Genomic DNA, 14,285 nt, shown 5'->3' on the forward strand with positions numbered 1-14,285 from the left:
AGAGTGAGTTAATGGCCACTGCTGGCGGGTTGTTGCGCCAGCAGAGCCACATGAGTAAAGCCGCCTTCTGTCACCTGCCCCATAACCTGCATCACACGGCCATAATCAATATGGGCATCACCGCGCACAAAGATGCGGTGTGACGGGTCATTGTTGGAAGCAGCCTTCAGCTGGGCAACCAGCTGCTCGGGCGACACTTCGGAATCCCCCAGATACAGGCTGCCATCCGCGCGAATAGACACGGTGATGGGCTTGGTATCGGAATTGACAGGCTTGGCGTCTGTCTTGGGCAGATCCACATTTACGCCGCTGGTCAGCATGGGGGATGTGACCATGAAGATAATCAGCAGAACCAGCATGACGTCGACCATCGGCGTCACGTTGATTTCAGCCATCGGACGCCTGCGACGGCGCCCGCTCCCTCCTGACGGCATGCCCATGGCTCAGGCCCTTTCTTCGGACTGGCGGGACAGAATGGCCGCAAACTCGGTGCCAAAGCCCTCCAGCCGGTCCTGGAACAGGTCCAGACTGTTGCTGATGACGTTATACGCCACGTAGGACGGCACGGCGGTGAGCAGGCCGATGGCCGTCGCAAACAGCGCTTCAGAAATACCGGGAGCCACAACGCTCAGGTTGGTGTTGTGCATGGCCGCAATGGCGCTGAAGGAGTGCATGATGCCCCACACGGTGCCAAACAGACCAACAAACGGGGCCACCGGGCCAACCGTTGCCAGAAAAATAACCCAGCGACGCAGGCGGTCCATTTCCCGCGTGACCGTAATGCCAATGGCGCGGTCCACACGTTCCTTCACGCCACCGCGCACAAGGTCCACACCGGGGATGCGGGCAGAACGACGCCATTCCCCCATCGCGGCACCAAAAACGGCAGCCAGCGGATGGACGGGCTTCGCACCATCGCTTTCATACAGATCATCCAGACTGCCACCGGACCAGAAGCGGTCCTCAAAGGCGGTGGCCTGCTTGTTGATCCGCCGCAGCGTCACAATTTTATCAAAAATAATGGCCCAGACCATCACGCTACAGAACACCAGTCCCAGCATGACCAGTTTGACCATCAGGGAGGCATTCATAAACAGCCCCCACACCGACAGGTCTCCCGCCGCTGCTACGCCGAGATTTGCCGCGTCAACCGCACGATCCAAAAACGCCTCCTGCCTCTAGCGCCCGTCCCGGGCAACCTGTCTGCGACTCGGGCTTGGCTCCACGCGTCCCGGTCGTGCTGTTTTTACTGTCTTCCGCTCAAAAGCAGAAGAGGCCGACTAGACCTCAGCCGCAAGTCCTCGCAAAAGATCACGCCATAATGGCGGGAATCGGGCAGGACGACCATCTTCTGCACGCACGCAGGCCAGCCTTACATCCACGCGGGCACAAAAAACGCCGTCCCGGGTAAAGACCTGCTCCAGTCGGCAGCTTGCCGCCCCTTCTTCCAGCAGGCGTGTGGTGATCGTCGCCACATCATCCAGCTTGAGCGGTACGCGGTAATTGATGGTGGCGTCATGCACCACAAACACCAGCCCGTAGTCACTCAACAGGGAGGCCGCAGGCATACCCAGACTGCGGATGGCTTCCGTCCGCGCCCGTTCGGCAAACGCCAGATACCGGGCGTGATAGACGATGCCCCCGGCATCCGTGTCCTCATAATAAATGCGGAAATCGATTGCATGTGTGGTCATGCGCCGTCCTCTTCGTCAGGCAAAAGATCCATCTGGGCAGAGCGCGGTTCATCCGGTTGCGCAGGCGGTGTCAGGCCAAGGTGACGCCAGCCACGCTCTCCCAGCACACGCCCCCGGCTGGTGCGCAGAACCAGCCCTTCCTGAATCAGATACGGTTCAATGACATCTTCCAGCGTATCACGGGCTTCTGCCAGAGCCGCTGCGAGTGTTTCCACCCCAACCGGCCCACCGTGGTGATACTCTGCTATGCGGCGCAGGTAGCGCCTGTCCATTGCGTCCAGCCCCAGCGCATCCACTTCCAGCCGACTGAGGGCCGCATCGGCGACCTCACGGCTGACGGGTGCCCCGCCGGGGGCGATCACGGCGGCAAAATCCCGCACACGGCGCAGCAGGCGGCCTGCAATACGCGGTGTGCCACGAGAGCGCCGGGCGATTTCTTCCGCCCCGGCTTCTGTCAGATTAAAGCCGAGTTTTTCCGCCCCCCGCGCCACAATGGCCCGCAATTCGTCCGGAGTGTAGAAGACCAGCCGCAGAGGAATGCCAAACCGGTCCCGCAGCGGGGTCGCCAGCAGTCCGGCGCGGGTGGTGGCTGCCACGAGGGTGAAAGGCGGCAGATCAATCCGCACGGAACGCGCTGCCGGGCCTTCCCCGATAATCAGATCAAGCTGGAAATCCTCCATCGCAGGATAAAGAATTTCCTCGATGGCGGGCTGGAGGCGGTGGATTTCATCAATAAACAGCACGTCACGCGGCTGAAGATTGGTCAGAATGGCGGCCAGATCCCCTGCCCGCTGAATCACTGGGCCAGACGTTGCCCGAAAGCCGACCCCGAGTTCCCGTGAGACAATCTGCGCCAGCGTGGTTTTGCCCAGCCCCGGCGGGCCGTGTAGCAACACATGGTCCAGCGCCTCGCCGCGCTGACGGGCGGCGGCAATAAAAATCGACAGGTTTTCACGGCTGGATTTCTGGCCGGTAAAATCAGCCAGTGTTTGCGGACGGAGAGAGGCCTCCGCTCCATCCTCATCGCGGCGGGAGGGATCGATCTCCCGCTCCGGGGTGAACTCGGCACCACTCATCGCGCCAGAGCTTTCAGGCTGTCACGCAGCACGGAATCCAGCGAGGCCGCAGCCCCCTGTTCTTCCATCAGCCGCTTGATAACAGGAGCCGCTTCTGACCGGCGGAACCCAAGCCCCGCCAGGGCCAGCAACGCATCAGCCTCAATCCCGCCACCGGGTGTCGCGCTGGCAGGCACCATAATGCCCCCGCCACCACCGGGCATCTTGGCCGCACGGTCCCGCAGTTCCGTCAAAATCCGTTCCGCCAGACGCCCACCCACACCGGGGGCACGGGTCAGAGAGGCTTTATCCGATGTTGTAAGGGCCGCGACCAGTTCACCCGGAGACAGGGTGGAGAGCATACCCAGTGCGACTTTTGCGCCCACGCCCTGCACGCTGGTCAGCAGGCGAAACCACTCGCGCTCCGCACTTTCCACAAAGCCGTAGAGCAGAATCGCGTCTTCCCGCACCACAGTTTCAATCAGCACGCGGGCTTTTTCAGGAGGGTTCGGCAAAGCCGCAAGCGTACGGGTGGAGGCCGCCACCAGATACCCGACGCCGTTCACGTCGATCACGCAGCTACCCAGTTCCACCTGAATGACCAGTCCGCTCAGAAACGCAATCATGCCATTCTTACCCCGGCTGCAATATGGCGGGCACTGGCCCGATGGTGTGCATGGCAAATGGCGATGGCCAGCGCATCCGACGCATCGGCCCGCGCCACCTTAACCCCCGGCAGAAGGCGGCGCACCATCATTTCAACCTGATCTTTATCCGCAGAGCCTGTGCCAACCACGGCCTTCTTGACGGCCAGCGCGCCATATTCCGCAACCGGCAGGCCGGCGAGTGCCGGAACCACCAACGCCACGCCACGGGCATACCCCAGCTTGAGCGTGGCCGTGCCGTTGCGGTTGACATACGTCTCTTCCACCGCGGCTTCCGCCGGGTTGAGGCGGTCAATCAGGATTGTCAGGTTTTCATGCAGGACTTTCAGCCGGTCTGGCACACTGTCCGCACTGTTGGTTGCGATCACGCCGTTTTCAACGTGCCGCAACCGATTACCCTCGACATCAATCACCCCCCAGCCTGTAAAGCGCAGGCCGGGGTCAATGCCGAGCAGGCGTACCACCGTCAGGCTGACAGCTTTTCGGCAAGCTCGTCCGACAGATCAAAGTTGGCATAGACGTTCTGCACGTCGTCATGATCTTCCAGCACGTCCAGCAGCTTGAACAGGGTGCGGGCCTTTTCTTCATCAAGGCTGACCGTGTTTTCCGGACGCCAGTCCAGCTTCGCACTTTCCGGCTCACCAAAGCGGGTTTCGAGAGAATCCCGGACCGTGAAGAACGCTTCCACCTCACAGGTGACTTCATGCGTCGTGTCGGAAGAGACGACGTTTTCCGCACCCGCTTCAATCGCGGCTTCCAGCATCTCATCTTCAGACGCAACGGACAGCGGATAGGTAATCACACCCAGACGGCGGAACATGAAGGAAACGGAATTGGTTTCCCCAAGAGAGCCACCGTATTTGGAGAAGGCTGCGCGGACGTCAGACGCCGTGCGGTTGCGGTTGTCGGTCAGACCTTCAACAATCACAGCCACACCCGCCGGGCCGTAACCCTCGTACCGCACTTCAATATAGTCTTCACCACCCGCAGCGCCGGATGCCTTTTTAATGGCGCGGTCAATGGTGTCTTTAGGCATATTAACGTCACGAGCCGCCGTAATGGCGGACCGCAGGCGCGGGTTGGATGCCGGGTCAGGCAGGCCGGAGCGCGTAGCCACAGTCAGTTCGCGGATGATCTTGGCAAACTGCTTGGACCGCTTGGCGTCCTGCGCGCCCTTGCGATGCATAATGTTCTTAAATTGGGAATGACCCGCCATTTTCTCTTACCCTGTCCGTCGGCCTCGGCGCGTCTTAAACCAGACGGCCGTGGCAATGCTTGTATTTCTTCCCTGACCCGCACGGGCACGGTGCGTTGCGCGGTGTTTCCCCCCAGCTTGAGGGGTCATCCGGCATGATGGCACTTGCCCCGATGGGCGTTGCCATTTCCGGTGCGGCTCCGGGGGAAAGACCGGGGCCGGCTTCAGATGCAAATCCCGGAATTTCCGGGCTGGCGTGAATTTCAGCCGTGTTGGCAAACGGGTCCACAGTTTCCTGCGGTGCCACTTCTACCCGCGCCATCAGAGAGACCACACGCTCGCGCATTTCTTCCAGCATGATGGTGAACAGCTGGAAGGCTTCGTGCTTGTACTCGTTCAGCGGATCTTTCTGGCCGTAAGCCCGCAGACCAATCCCCTGACGCAGCTGATCAAGCGCATGCAGATGCTCTTTCCATACCCCGTCATAGGTGGTCATCAGCACCTGTTTTTCAATAAAGCGCATCAGATCCGGACCGAGGTTGGCGGCACGGGCAGCCTGCGCCTGGATGGCGGCCTGACTGATCCGGTTGGCCACTTCCTCAGCGTCCATCCCGTCTTCTTTCGCCCATTCCGCAATGGGCAGATCCAGCGCCAGAGTTTCCTGCGCGGCCTTTGTCAGGCCCTCGACATTCCACTGCTCGGCAAAGGATTTTTCGGGGATGTGGCGGGCGACCATGGCATCCACCACATCTTCCCGCGCTTCATTCACAATACCGGAGACGTCTTCCGTCGCCATGTATTCCCGGCGCTGCGCGTAAACTTCCTTACGCTGGTCGTTCATCACGTCATCATATTTGAGCGTGTTTTTGCGCATGTCGAAGTTGCGGGCTTCGACCTTTTTCTGCGCCCGTTCCAGCGCCTTGCTCAGCCAGGGGTGAACAATGGCTTCCCCTTCCTTCATGCCCATTTTCTGGAACATGCCGCCCATACGGTCAGACCCGAAAATCCGCATCAGGTCATCTTGCAGGGAGATAAAGAAGTGTGAGTTACCCGGATCACCCTGACGGCCAGCACGACCACGCAGCTGGTTATCAATCCGGCGGCTTTCATGCCGCTCGGTGCCGATAACAAACAGACCGCCTGCCGCTTTGACAATATCATGGTCACGCGCAACGCGTTCCCGGATTGCCTGTTCAGCGGCGTCGCGTTCCGGCCCCTCTTCCATGCCGTCCAGCTCCTGGCCGATCAGCATTTCCACGTTGCCGCCCAGTTTGATGTCCGTCCCACGGCCCGCCATATTGGTAGCAATGGTAATGGCACCGGGGGCACCGGCTTGCGCGACGATCTTCGCTTCCATTTCATGGAAACGGGCATTCAGCACGTTGTGGGGAATGCCTTCCTGCTTCAGCAGTTCAGACAGCGCCTCACTTTTCTCAATGGACGTGGTGCCGACCAGAATAGGCTGGCCACGCTCATGCACCGTGTTGATCAGCTTGACGACCGCACCGAACTTTTCGGCTTCCGTCAGATAGATCTCGTCGTCTTCATCCTTACGGGCCACCGGACGGTTGGTGGGAATTTCCACCACATCCAGCTTATAAATTTCCGCAAACTCGTCGGCTTCGGTCATGGCCGTGCCAGTCATGCCGGAGAGTTTGGGATAAAGACGGAAGAAGTTCTGGAAGGTGATGGAGGCGAGCGTCTGGTTCTCCTGCTGAACCTCCACATGCTCCTTGGCTTCCAACGCCTGATGCAGACCATCGGAATACCGGCGGCCTTCCATCATACGGCCGGTGAATTCGTCAATAATGACGACTTTTCCGCCCCGCACGATGTAATCCACATCCCGCGAGAACAGCGTATGCGCCCGCAGGGACTGCTGCACATGGTGCACCACAGCCACATGATGCAGGTCATACAGCCCGCCTTCATCCAGCACGCCTGCGTTGCGGAGCAGTTCCTCAACCTTGTCGGACCCGGCATCCGTCAGCACAACGCTGCGGAATTTCTCGTCCTTGTCAAAGGTTTCAGGGTCCTGCACCAGCTGCGCAACAACTTCATCCACAGAGCGGTAGAGGTCTGAGCTGTCTTCAGCCGGGCCGGAAATGATCAACGGAGTCCGCGCTTCGTCAATCAGGATGGAGTCCACCTCATCCACAATGGCGTGGTAGAAGGGGCGCTGAACCATCTCTTCCAGGCGATACTTCATATTATCGCGCAGGTAGTCGAAGCCGAATTCGTTGTTGGTGCCGTAGGTGATATCCGCAGCGTAGGCTTCCCGACGCGCTTCATCCGGCATGTTGGGCACAATCGTGCCCGTGGTCAGCCCAAGAAAATTATACAGCCGCCCCATCTCGGCGGCGTCACGCGCAGCGAGATAGTCGTTCACCGTCACCACATGCACGCCTTTACCGGCCAGTGCGCTGAGGTAGACAGCCAGCGTGGCGACAAGGGTCTTGCCCTCACCGGTGCGCATTTCGGCAATTCTGCCGGAATGCATCACCATGCCGCCAATCAGCTGCACATCAAAGTGGCGCATCCCCAGCACACGCCGGGCCGCCTCCCGCGTGACAGCAAAGGCTTCTGGCAGAAGGTTATCCAGAGTAGCCCCTTTGGCCAGCCGTTCCCGGAATTCTCCGGTTTTGGCGGCCAAAGCAGCGTCGTCCAGCGCCTGCATTTGGGGTTCCAGGGCGTTGATTTCCGGCACGCGGCGCTGGAACATCTTGAGCGTCCGGTCATTGGCAGTGCCGAACAGGGCGCGGACGAAGCTTGCGAGCATGAAAACCTTTCCGGGACAATGCGCGATTTCTCCTGTTTTCCATCCGGAACCAGACCGGCGAAAACATGAGGAGAACATCAGCATGGAGTGGCTCGGCTGCAAAATAGGACCCGGACCCGTTTCGGTCAACCAATCAGCCTTGTTTCTTCCCTCAGGGCTGGTCAGAGGGCTTGCAGGGCAGAATAGCCTCCTTCATAGATGATTGAGCAATTTTCCTTTGTTTAAGGTTTGTCCTCATGCGTTTTTCCACCAAGGCCTCAGCTCTTGCAGCCACGGCCCTGATTGCCTCAGCCGTTCTTTCTGCACCCTCTTTTGCAGCCCCGGCTACGGCCCCGGCAGCAGCTCCTGCTCCGCAGGCCTCAGCTCCCGCAGCGCCCCCGGCAGATCCCAAGGCGGTTGTCGCGACAGTCAACGGTGAGAAAATTACCATTGCGGACGTGCAGGACGCCGTGGGCAACATGCCTGACCAGATGCGTCAGCTGCCCCCCAACGTGATCTACCCGATGCTGATCAACCAGCTGGCAGACCAGAAAGCCATCCAGATTGCCGCCCACAAGGATGGCCTGGATAAATCTGCTGAAGTGAAAAAGATCATGGACGCCGCTGCAGCCAACGCCCTGCAGAACGCCTGGCTCTCCCGCGAGGTCATGCCGCACCTGACGGATGCCGAAATTCAGGCTGACTATCAGCAGAACTACGCTGGCAAGCCGCCGGAGCAGGAAGTGCATGCCCGCCATATTCTGGTGAAGACGGACGCTGAAGCTCAGGACGTCATCAAGAAGCTGAAGGCTGGTGAAGACTTCGCCAAGCTGGCCGCTCAGGTGTCCACCGATACGGGCAGCGCCAAGCAGAATGGCGGCGACCTAGGCTGGTTCAAAAAACAGGACATGATCCCGGCGTTCTCTGATGCCGCTTTCGCCATGAAAAAGGGCGAGATCAGCAGCACTCCGGTCAAAAGCCAGTATGGTTTCCATGTCATTCAGGTGCTGGACACCCGCACGGACCCGATTCCGTCTCTGGATTCCGTCAAGGGCAAGATCCGTCAGGCTCTGATCCAGAAATACGTGCGTGAAGCCGTCGCTAAAGCAACCGCAGGCGTCAAGATCGTGCGTTTTGACCCCACCACAGGCAAGCCGCTGCCGGACGCTCCGGTTCCTGCCGCCGCCCCTGCAAAAAAATAATTTTCACTCCAGACTGACTAGCCCCGCCAGCCTGCTGGCGGGGTTTGCCGCTTCCAAGGACTTCGCGTTATGGCGCACGCTCTCCCCGTCTCCCCCCTCGCACGGCCTCTTCCGGAACTGAAGGAGGTGCGCGGGGTGCGCCTTGGCGCGGCTGAAGCTGGCATTCGCTACAAAGGCCGGACTGATCTTGTTCTGGCCGAATTTACACCGGGCACCACGGTGGCCGGTGTGTTTACCCGTTCCAAATGCCCCGGCGCACCGGTTGACTGGTGCCGCGATAACCTCCCCACAGGGGAAGCCCGCGCCCTCGTGGTCAATGCCGGGAACGCTAATGTTTTCACCGGCCGTGCTGGCCGTGAAACCTGTAAGGCCACGGCTGAGGCAGCCGCCCAGCTTGCTGGCTGCACGCCGCAGGCGGTTTATCTCGCCTCCACGGGCGTTATTGGTGAAATTCTGCCACATGAGCGCATGACAGCGGCCCTCCCGGCCCTGCATGACGCGCTTTCTGCAAATGGGTGGGAAGCTGCTGCCCGTGGCATCATGACCACGGATACCTTCCCCAAGGCCGCCGTGCGCACTGCAAAGCTGAACGGCACCGACGTTATTATTCAGGGCATCGCCAAAGGCAGCGGCATGGTCGCGCCGGACATGGCCACCATGCTGGCTTTTGTCGCTACCGATGCCGCCCTACCAGCCCCTGTTCTGCAAGCCCTGCTGTCCGAAGGCGTTAAAACGACCTTCAACTGCATCACGGTTGATTCGGACACTTCCACCTCCGACATGGTGCTGCTGTTTGCCACGGGAGCCGCTGGCAATGATGAACTTTCCGCCACCACGCAGGCCAACGCTGCCGCCCTGTCGGACTTCCGGGAAGCCCTGCAGGCCGTACTGCATGATCTGGCCCAGCTTGTTATTCGTGATGGCGAGGGTGCGACCAAGCTCATGACCATCACCGTAACCGGTGCCGTTTCTGACGACTCCGCCTGGCGCGTCGCCATGGCTATTGGCAATTCTCCGCTGGTGAAAACCGCTGTCGCGGGGGAAGACGCCAACTGGGGCCGCGTTGTGATGGCCGTTGGCAAATGCGGGGAACCGGCAGACCGTGATACACTGTCTGTCTCCATCGGCGGCGTCTGTATTGCGCGTGAAGGCACTGTTGTGCCCGGCTATGATGAGGCGCCGGTTGTGGCCCACATGAAGGGTCATGAAATCGACATCGACGTGGATCTCGGCCTCGGCGATGGCACAGCCCGCGCCTGGAGCTGTGACCTGACCCACGGCTATATTGATATCAATGGATCATACCGGAGCTGACCGCGCTTTATTGCGCTTTAAGGAACAGGCCTGATGTCTTCTTCCGCTTTTCCTCCCGGCTGGGGGCAACCTTCTGGCGCACAAAACGGGGCAGGCTTCCCACAAGGGAGCGGTAGCCCGCCCGTCTGGATTTATGCCGGGTTCTGGTGGCGTGTCTGGGCATTTCTCATCGACAGCATCATCCTCACTGCGATGGATGCTGTTCTGGGATATTTCATCCTGCCGGACTTCAAAGTCCGGTGGGAAGAACTCCCCATCCCCGACAGTTCCGGCCAGACCGTGGATGTGGTGGACATTGCGCAACGCGTGCAGCCTGACACTATTTCCGTGCTCATCCCCCATATTCAGGTCGGTCACTGGCATCTGCCGGGGCTCCTGATGGCGCTGGTGCCCGCCCTGTATTTCATTCTGTTTGAGTCCTCCCGCTTCCGCGCCACACCGGGCAAGCGCCTGTGTCAGCTGGAAGTCACGACCCTGCAGGGCGAGCGCATTTCCATTGCGCGGGCTACAGTGCGGTTTTTGATCAAGGCGTTCATCTCCTTCCCCATCCTCCATATTGGCGTGCTGATGGTGGCCTTCACGCGCCAGAAGCAGGGGCTGCATGATCTGATTGCCGGAACGCTGGTCCTCCGGGCGGAAAACAGCCAGATCGTCACATTCGACCGCCGGATGTAATTCCCTATCTGGCGGCACATCAGGCCTTCGGCCGCGCACCTTGTTACCGCCAGATTTGCCCCTTACCCTTTATTTCACACAGGGGGCCGTAGTGTGCCCCTTTCCTGACCGACATTTTAAACAAGGATACGGCACGCCATGGCGGCAGAGAGCCTGCACCAGAGCACGACCCGAGCCCTCACGGCTTCTCCACCTTTTTCTCTAGCCAGATTTGCCCTCGGGCTTTGCTTTGTCTGCCTTCTGGTTTTCGGGATTGCGCCCCGGCTGAACAGCCCGGCTCTGGCTGCTGATACGGCCCCTGCTGCCGCCCCTGCAGCAACAGCCTCTACAGGGAACCTCAGCCGTCAGGATGCGGAACAGCTCCTCAGCGTGCTGAATGACCCCAAGAAGCGGCAGGATTTTACCAATACCCTGACGCTCATGGCCAAAGGCCTGCCTGTTGCGCAACCCGCCGCAGCGCCTGCCGCCAAAAAACCCAACCCCACCGCTGTGATTGACAGTGACGTCAACTCCGAGCTGAGCGGCCTGACAACCTCCATGCGGGGGTACACCCAGAACTTTACAGCGCTGTTTAAGGATCTGCGGTCAGTCGGCACGTGGTTCCACCAGCAAATCAGCAATCCGCAGTCTCGTCAGACTTTGATTGACGCGTTCAGTCGCGCCCTGATCATCATGCTGGTGGCTCTTGCTCTGGAACGGGCAACAAGCCTGCTGCTCAAAAAACCGCTGAACTCTGTGACGGCCCATGCCGAAACGCGTGAGCGGAAGCAGGAAGCCGCCGTTGCGGTGGAAAATGTGCAGGCTGCCACCTCCACCCCGGATGGTGACAACACCAAAACCCGCGCGGATGACCAGCGCCGCCGCAATGAGGTGATGCGCTACCTCATCCGGGTTCCGTACAATATCCTGCATTTTCTGCTCAAGCTGCTGCCCGTCGCGGTCTTCCTGGGTCTGGGGTATCTGGGGGCAGAATTCCTGACCACCACCCAGCAGGCCAGCACCGTGACCATCACGCTGACCAACGCCTACGTGGTGGCGCGCTGCCTGTATCTGCTGGTTGAAACCGCTCTGGCTCCCCGCTCCCCCGCCATCCGTCTGGCTCCGGCCAAAGACGACACCGCACGGATGCTCACCCGCTGGTGGAACGTGCTGGTGGCAGCGCCCTCACTGGTCATCTGTTTGTCTACACTGGGGAGCGAGTTCAATCTGGCCCCCCGTGGCACGGAAGCCATGCTGCGCGCGGTGGTGCTGATCCAGCATCTGATTATTGCCGCGTTCATCTGGCGGGTCCGCCATATTGTGGCCAATGCGCTGCAACCCTCCGACAACATGCGCAAAAAAGCCTTCTGGGCCTTTGTTGGCACCATCGCGCGCTTCTGGTGGATTCCGGTTCTGTTTCTGGATATCGCGCTGTGGTTCGTCTGGGCGGCGCATCTCAAAGGCGGGTATCAATGGATCCTGCGCGGCACGGGCATGACCTTTGCCTTTCTGGTGCTGTCCCGTCTGGTGGCCGTGCTGGCCTATGGCATGCAGGACCGTCTGTTCCGGATTAGTGATACGGTTGAGGCAGAATATCCCGGCTTGCAGAAGCGGGCGGATTATTACTACCCGTTCGTCCGCCGTGTGCTGACCATTGTCATTGTGTTCATGACCTGCGTGATCATCGCGCAGAGCTGGGGCCTACCGAGCTTCCAGTTCTTCTTCCACTCTCCGCTGGGCTCACGTCTGGTCGGGGCGGCCCTCAGTCTGGCCATCGGGGCAACCATTGCCGCGCTGGCGTGGGAAGTCATCAATGGCCTGCTGAACAAGCAGATCGACCGCTACACCTCATCCTCGCAGGCGTCCCGCGCGACACGTCTGCGCACCGTGCTGCCTATTATCCGTACCGTGCTGCTGGCCATCATCATCATCGTGGTTTCGGTCACCACCCTTTCGCAGATTGGCATTAACGTCACGCCGCTGCTGACGGGTGCGGGAATTATGGGTGTGGGTCTGTCCTTCGGTTCCCAGAGTCTGGTGAAGGACGTTATCACCGGCTTCTTCATGTTGGCGGAAGATGCCATTCAGGTCGGCGACTGGGTCACAACCGGGGGCGTTTCCGGCACGGTGGAACATCTGTCCATCCGGACGCTGCGTGTGCGCTCCATTGATGGTGACCTGCACATCATCCCGTTCTCTTCCGTGACATCCATTGCCAACACGGGCCGCGGCTTCAACCAGATTATCGTCAAACAGGTGCTGGATCTGAGCGAAGACTCCGTGAAAGTCGCAAAGCTGATGGCCAGCGTTGTGGCTCAGATGCGCACCGAGGACGCCTTCAGCCACATGATCTTCTCGGATTATGCTGATCTGGGTGTGGATAAGACGGACAGCAACGGGGCTGTGCTGGTCGGGGCCATCAAAACTGCCCCCATGATGAAATGGAAGGTGCAGCGCGAATTCTACCGTCGTCTGGCCAACCTGATGGTTGAGGCCGGGGTGAAATTCTACACACCGACATCCTATTACACCACGCCACCGGGCAACAGCATGCATCTGGCCGTGGACGATGTGCCGGATACACTCACGCCAGCCGCCCATGTGCAGCAGCCCAAATCTACCGCCCCTGAGCCTGTGCCTCAGCCCTCCGCTGAAGAAAAAAAGGCGATTGAAGCCGCAGAAAAATCTGACACAGGCCTGCAAAAGCCTGAAGATGAAAGCTCCCCTGCTGCTGCATTTGGAGAAGGTCCGCCCCATGCCTGACACCCTCCCGCACTCCCTCCCGCCAGCGGCCTTAAAACCGCTGGCAGCTCTTGAAGTGCCGCTGGGCCAGAACGGCTTTGCCTATGAGCAGGCCGCCGCCATCCGCCCGCTTCTGGAGCAATTCGGGATGGAGCGATGGGAGGAGTTTGCGGAGAGCTGGAACCATCTGGGGGTTGATCGCTACATGGCGGATGGAGGCCGTTACCGCCGCCGCCGCCATGCGACCTTTACCCTGACGGAAGACCAGATTCTGAGAAAGCCGCATCAGCCGCATTATCAGAGCCGGGATTACAACACACTGAATGGCGGGATTGAACGCTGGTTCAAGGCCATTACCCCCGCCATAGTCGAACACCCGGCGCTGCTCGCAGTGCTCCGACTAACGCAACATATTGCGGATGATCTGACGCCGCAGACACAGCGCCCGGTGGCCTGGCATGCGGAAGTGCATCAGTTCCGGATTGAAGCGAGCCCGGATTCAGCCGGACGCCCCACTCCGGAAGGACTGCACCGTGATGGCGTGGACTGGGTGTGTGTGATGATGGTGCGCCGGGAAAATATTGCCCGTGGCGAGACGACCATTCATGACCTCAACCGCCAGCCCGTCGGCAGCTTTACGCTGACAGACCCTATGGATACGGCACTGGTGAATGACAGCCGGGTTTATCATGGTGTGACACCGGTGCAGCCAGTTGACCCAGCCCACCCGGCGTATCGCGACGTTCTGGTTGTCACCCTTCGGCACGAATAGCCGACACGGCTCAGACTGCACTCGGAGGAATTTTTTTCCTCGATATTTTCAGGACTTCATCCGAAAAGACGTCCCATAAAAAAACAGGCTCTACCCGTTAGGATAGAGCCTGCCACTAAGCATTAAAAAGTCTGAAAATCAGGCAGAACGAACTTTTGTTTCTTCAACCTGCCGGGGCTGGACACTGTAAGGGCCAGCCGCCCGGATGGTCACGGAGAGAATGCCCATTTTACC

At 59.8% G+C, this 14,285-nt stretch carries 13 protein-coding genes; 5 read left to right on the plus strand and 8 right to left on the minus strand.

Annotated elements, in window-relative coordinates:
* Window positions 1–8: 8 nt before the first annotated feature.
* From tolR to secA, 8 genes are all read right to left on the minus strand, one after another.
* Complete coding sequence (gene tolR, locus AD930_RS04775) at window positions 9–440, minus strand: protein TolR (protein WP_025827084.1); 432 nt, start codon at window positions 438–440, stop codon at window positions 9–11.
* A 3-nt stretch (window positions 441–443) separates the two neighbouring features.
* Window positions 444–1,163 (minus strand): protein TolQ, encoded by a 720-nt coding sequence (tolQ, locus tag AD930_RS04780; protein ID WP_043550320.1) that lies wholly within the window; start codon window positions 1,161–1,163, stop codon window positions 444–446.
* 117 nt (window positions 1,164–1,280) lie between these two features.
* The gene (locus AD930_RS04785) at window positions 1,281–1,694 is read right to left on the minus strand and encodes a YbgC/FadM family acyl-CoA thioesterase (RefSeq protein WP_043550321.1); all 414 of its coding nucleotides are present in this window, start codon (window positions 1,692–1,694) and stop codon (window positions 1,281–1,283) included.
* A complete protein-coding gene (gene ruvB / locus AD930_RS04790) occupies window positions 1,691–2,770 on the minus strand; it encodes a Holliday junction branch migration DNA helicase RuvB (RefSeq protein WP_043550322.1) in 1,080 nt (359 codons plus the stop codon). Before ruvB ends, AD930_RS04785 begins: the two co-directional genes overlap by 4 nt.
* Window positions 2,767–3,375 (minus strand): Holliday junction branch migration protein RuvA, encoded by a 609-nt coding sequence (ruvA, locus tag AD930_RS04795; protein ID WP_061491625.1) that lies wholly within the window; start codon window positions 3,373–3,375, stop codon window positions 2,767–2,769. The genes ruvB and ruvA overlap by 4 nt, the downstream gene beginning before the upstream one ends.
* Window positions 3,372–3,878 carry a crossover junction endodeoxyribonuclease RuvC gene (ruvC, locus tag AD930_RS04800; RefSeq protein ID WP_043550325.1) on the minus strand — a complete coding sequence of 169 codons (507 nt, stop codon included), beginning with the start codon at window positions 3,876–3,878 and terminating at the stop codon, window positions 3,372–3,374. Before ruvC ends, ruvA begins: the two co-directional genes overlap by 4 nt.
* Before the next feature lie 2 nt (window positions 3,879–3,880).
* Window positions 3,881–4,630, minus strand: a complete 750-nt coding sequence (locus AD930_RS04805) for a YebC/PmpR family DNA-binding transcriptional regulator (RefSeq protein WP_061505322.1) — start codon at window positions 4,628–4,630, stop codon at window positions 3,881–3,883.
* A gap of 34 nt (window positions 4,631–4,664) precedes the next feature.
* Entirely contained in the window at window positions 4,665–7,388 is a 2,724-nt protein-coding gene (gene secA / locus AD930_RS04810; RefSeq protein ID WP_061505323.1) for a preprotein translocase subunit SecA, read from the minus strand.
* 236 nt (window positions 7,389–7,624) lie between these two features.
* Here secA and AD930_RS04815 point away from each other — a divergent pair, with 236 nt between their 5' ends.
* From AD930_RS04815 to AD930_RS04835, 5 genes are all read left to right on the plus strand, one after another.
* Window positions 7,625–8,569 (plus strand): peptidylprolyl isomerase, encoded by a 945-nt coding sequence (locus AD930_RS04815; RefSeq protein ID WP_061505324.1) that lies wholly within the window; start codon window positions 7,625–7,627, stop codon window positions 8,567–8,569.
* 69 nt (window positions 8,570–8,638) lie between these two features.
* Window positions 8,639–9,883, plus strand: coding sequence for a bifunctional glutamate N-acetyltransferase/amino-acid acetyltransferase ArgJ (gene argJ, locus AD930_RS04820; protein WP_061505325.1), 1,245 nt, complete (start codon window positions 8,639–8,641; stop codon window positions 9,881–9,883).
* A gap of 33 nt (window positions 9,884–9,916) precedes the next feature.
* Window positions 9,917–10,558: an RDD family protein gene (locus AD930_RS04825; RefSeq protein WP_061505326.1), complete on the plus strand. Its 642-nt coding sequence runs from the start codon at window positions 9,917–9,919 to the stop codon at window positions 10,556–10,558.
* 138 nt (window positions 10,559–10,696) lie between these two features.
* Entirely contained in the window at window positions 10,697–13,300 is a 2,604-nt protein-coding gene (locus AD930_RS04830; protein WP_061505327.1) for a mechanosensitive ion channel domain-containing protein, read from the plus strand.
* On the plus strand, window positions 13,293–14,051 hold the full coding sequence (locus AD930_RS04835; protein ID WP_061505336.1) for a 2OG-Fe dioxygenase family protein: 759 nt from the start codon (window positions 13,293–13,295) through the stop codon (window positions 14,049–14,051). The genes AD930_RS04830 and AD930_RS04835 overlap by 8 nt, the downstream gene beginning before the upstream one ends.
* Window positions 14,052–14,285: the final 234 nt, after the last annotated feature.

The organism is Acetobacter malorum (assembly GCF_001580615.1).
GTDB lineage: Bacteria > Pseudomonadota > Alphaproteobacteria > Acetobacterales > Acetobacteraceae > Acetobacter > Acetobacter malorum.

Bases quoted from the DNA above. Each gene is read 5' to 3' on its own strand.
- tolR (WP_025827084.1), bottom strand. From the start codon at position 440: ATGGGCATGCCGTCAGGAGGGAGCGGGCGCCGTCGCAGGCGTCCGATG.
- AD930_RS04785 (WP_043550321.1), bottom strand. From the start codon at position 1,694: ATGACCACACATGCAATCGATTTCCGCATTTATTATGAGGACACGGAT.
- ruvB (WP_043550322.1), bottom strand. From the start codon at position 2,770: ATGAGTGGTGCCGAGTTCACCCCGGAGCGGGAGATCGATCCCTCCCGC.
- ruvA (WP_061491625.1), bottom strand. From the start codon at position 3,375: ATGATTGCGTTTCTGAGCGGACTGGTCATTCAGGTGGAACTGGGTAGC.
- AD930_RS04805 (WP_061505322.1), bottom strand. From the start codon at position 4,630: ATGGCGGGTCATTCCCAATTTAAGAACATTATGCATCGCAAGGGCGCG.
- secA (WP_061505323.1), bottom strand. From the start codon at position 7,388: ATGCTCGCAAGCTTCGTCCGCGCCCTGTTCGGCACTGCCAATGACCGG.
- AD930_RS04815 (WP_061505324.1), top strand. From the start codon at position 7,625: ATGCGTTTTTCCACCAAGGCCTCAGCTCTTGCAGCCACGGCCCTGATT.
- argJ (WP_061505325.1), top strand. From the start codon at position 8,639: ATGGCGCACGCTCTCCCCGTCTCCCCCCTCGCACGGCCTCTTCCGGAA.
- AD930_RS04825 (WP_061505326.1), top strand. From the start codon at position 9,917: ATGTCTTCTTCCGCTTTTCCTCCCGGCTGGGGGCAACCTTCTGGCGCA.
- AD930_RS04830 (WP_061505327.1), top strand. From the start codon at position 10,697: ATGGCGGCAGAGAGCCTGCACCAGAGCACGACCCGAGCCCTCACGGCT.
- AD930_RS04835 (WP_061505336.1), top strand. From the start codon at position 13,293: ATGCCTGACACCCTCCCGCACTCCCTCCCGCCAGCGGCCTTAAAACCG.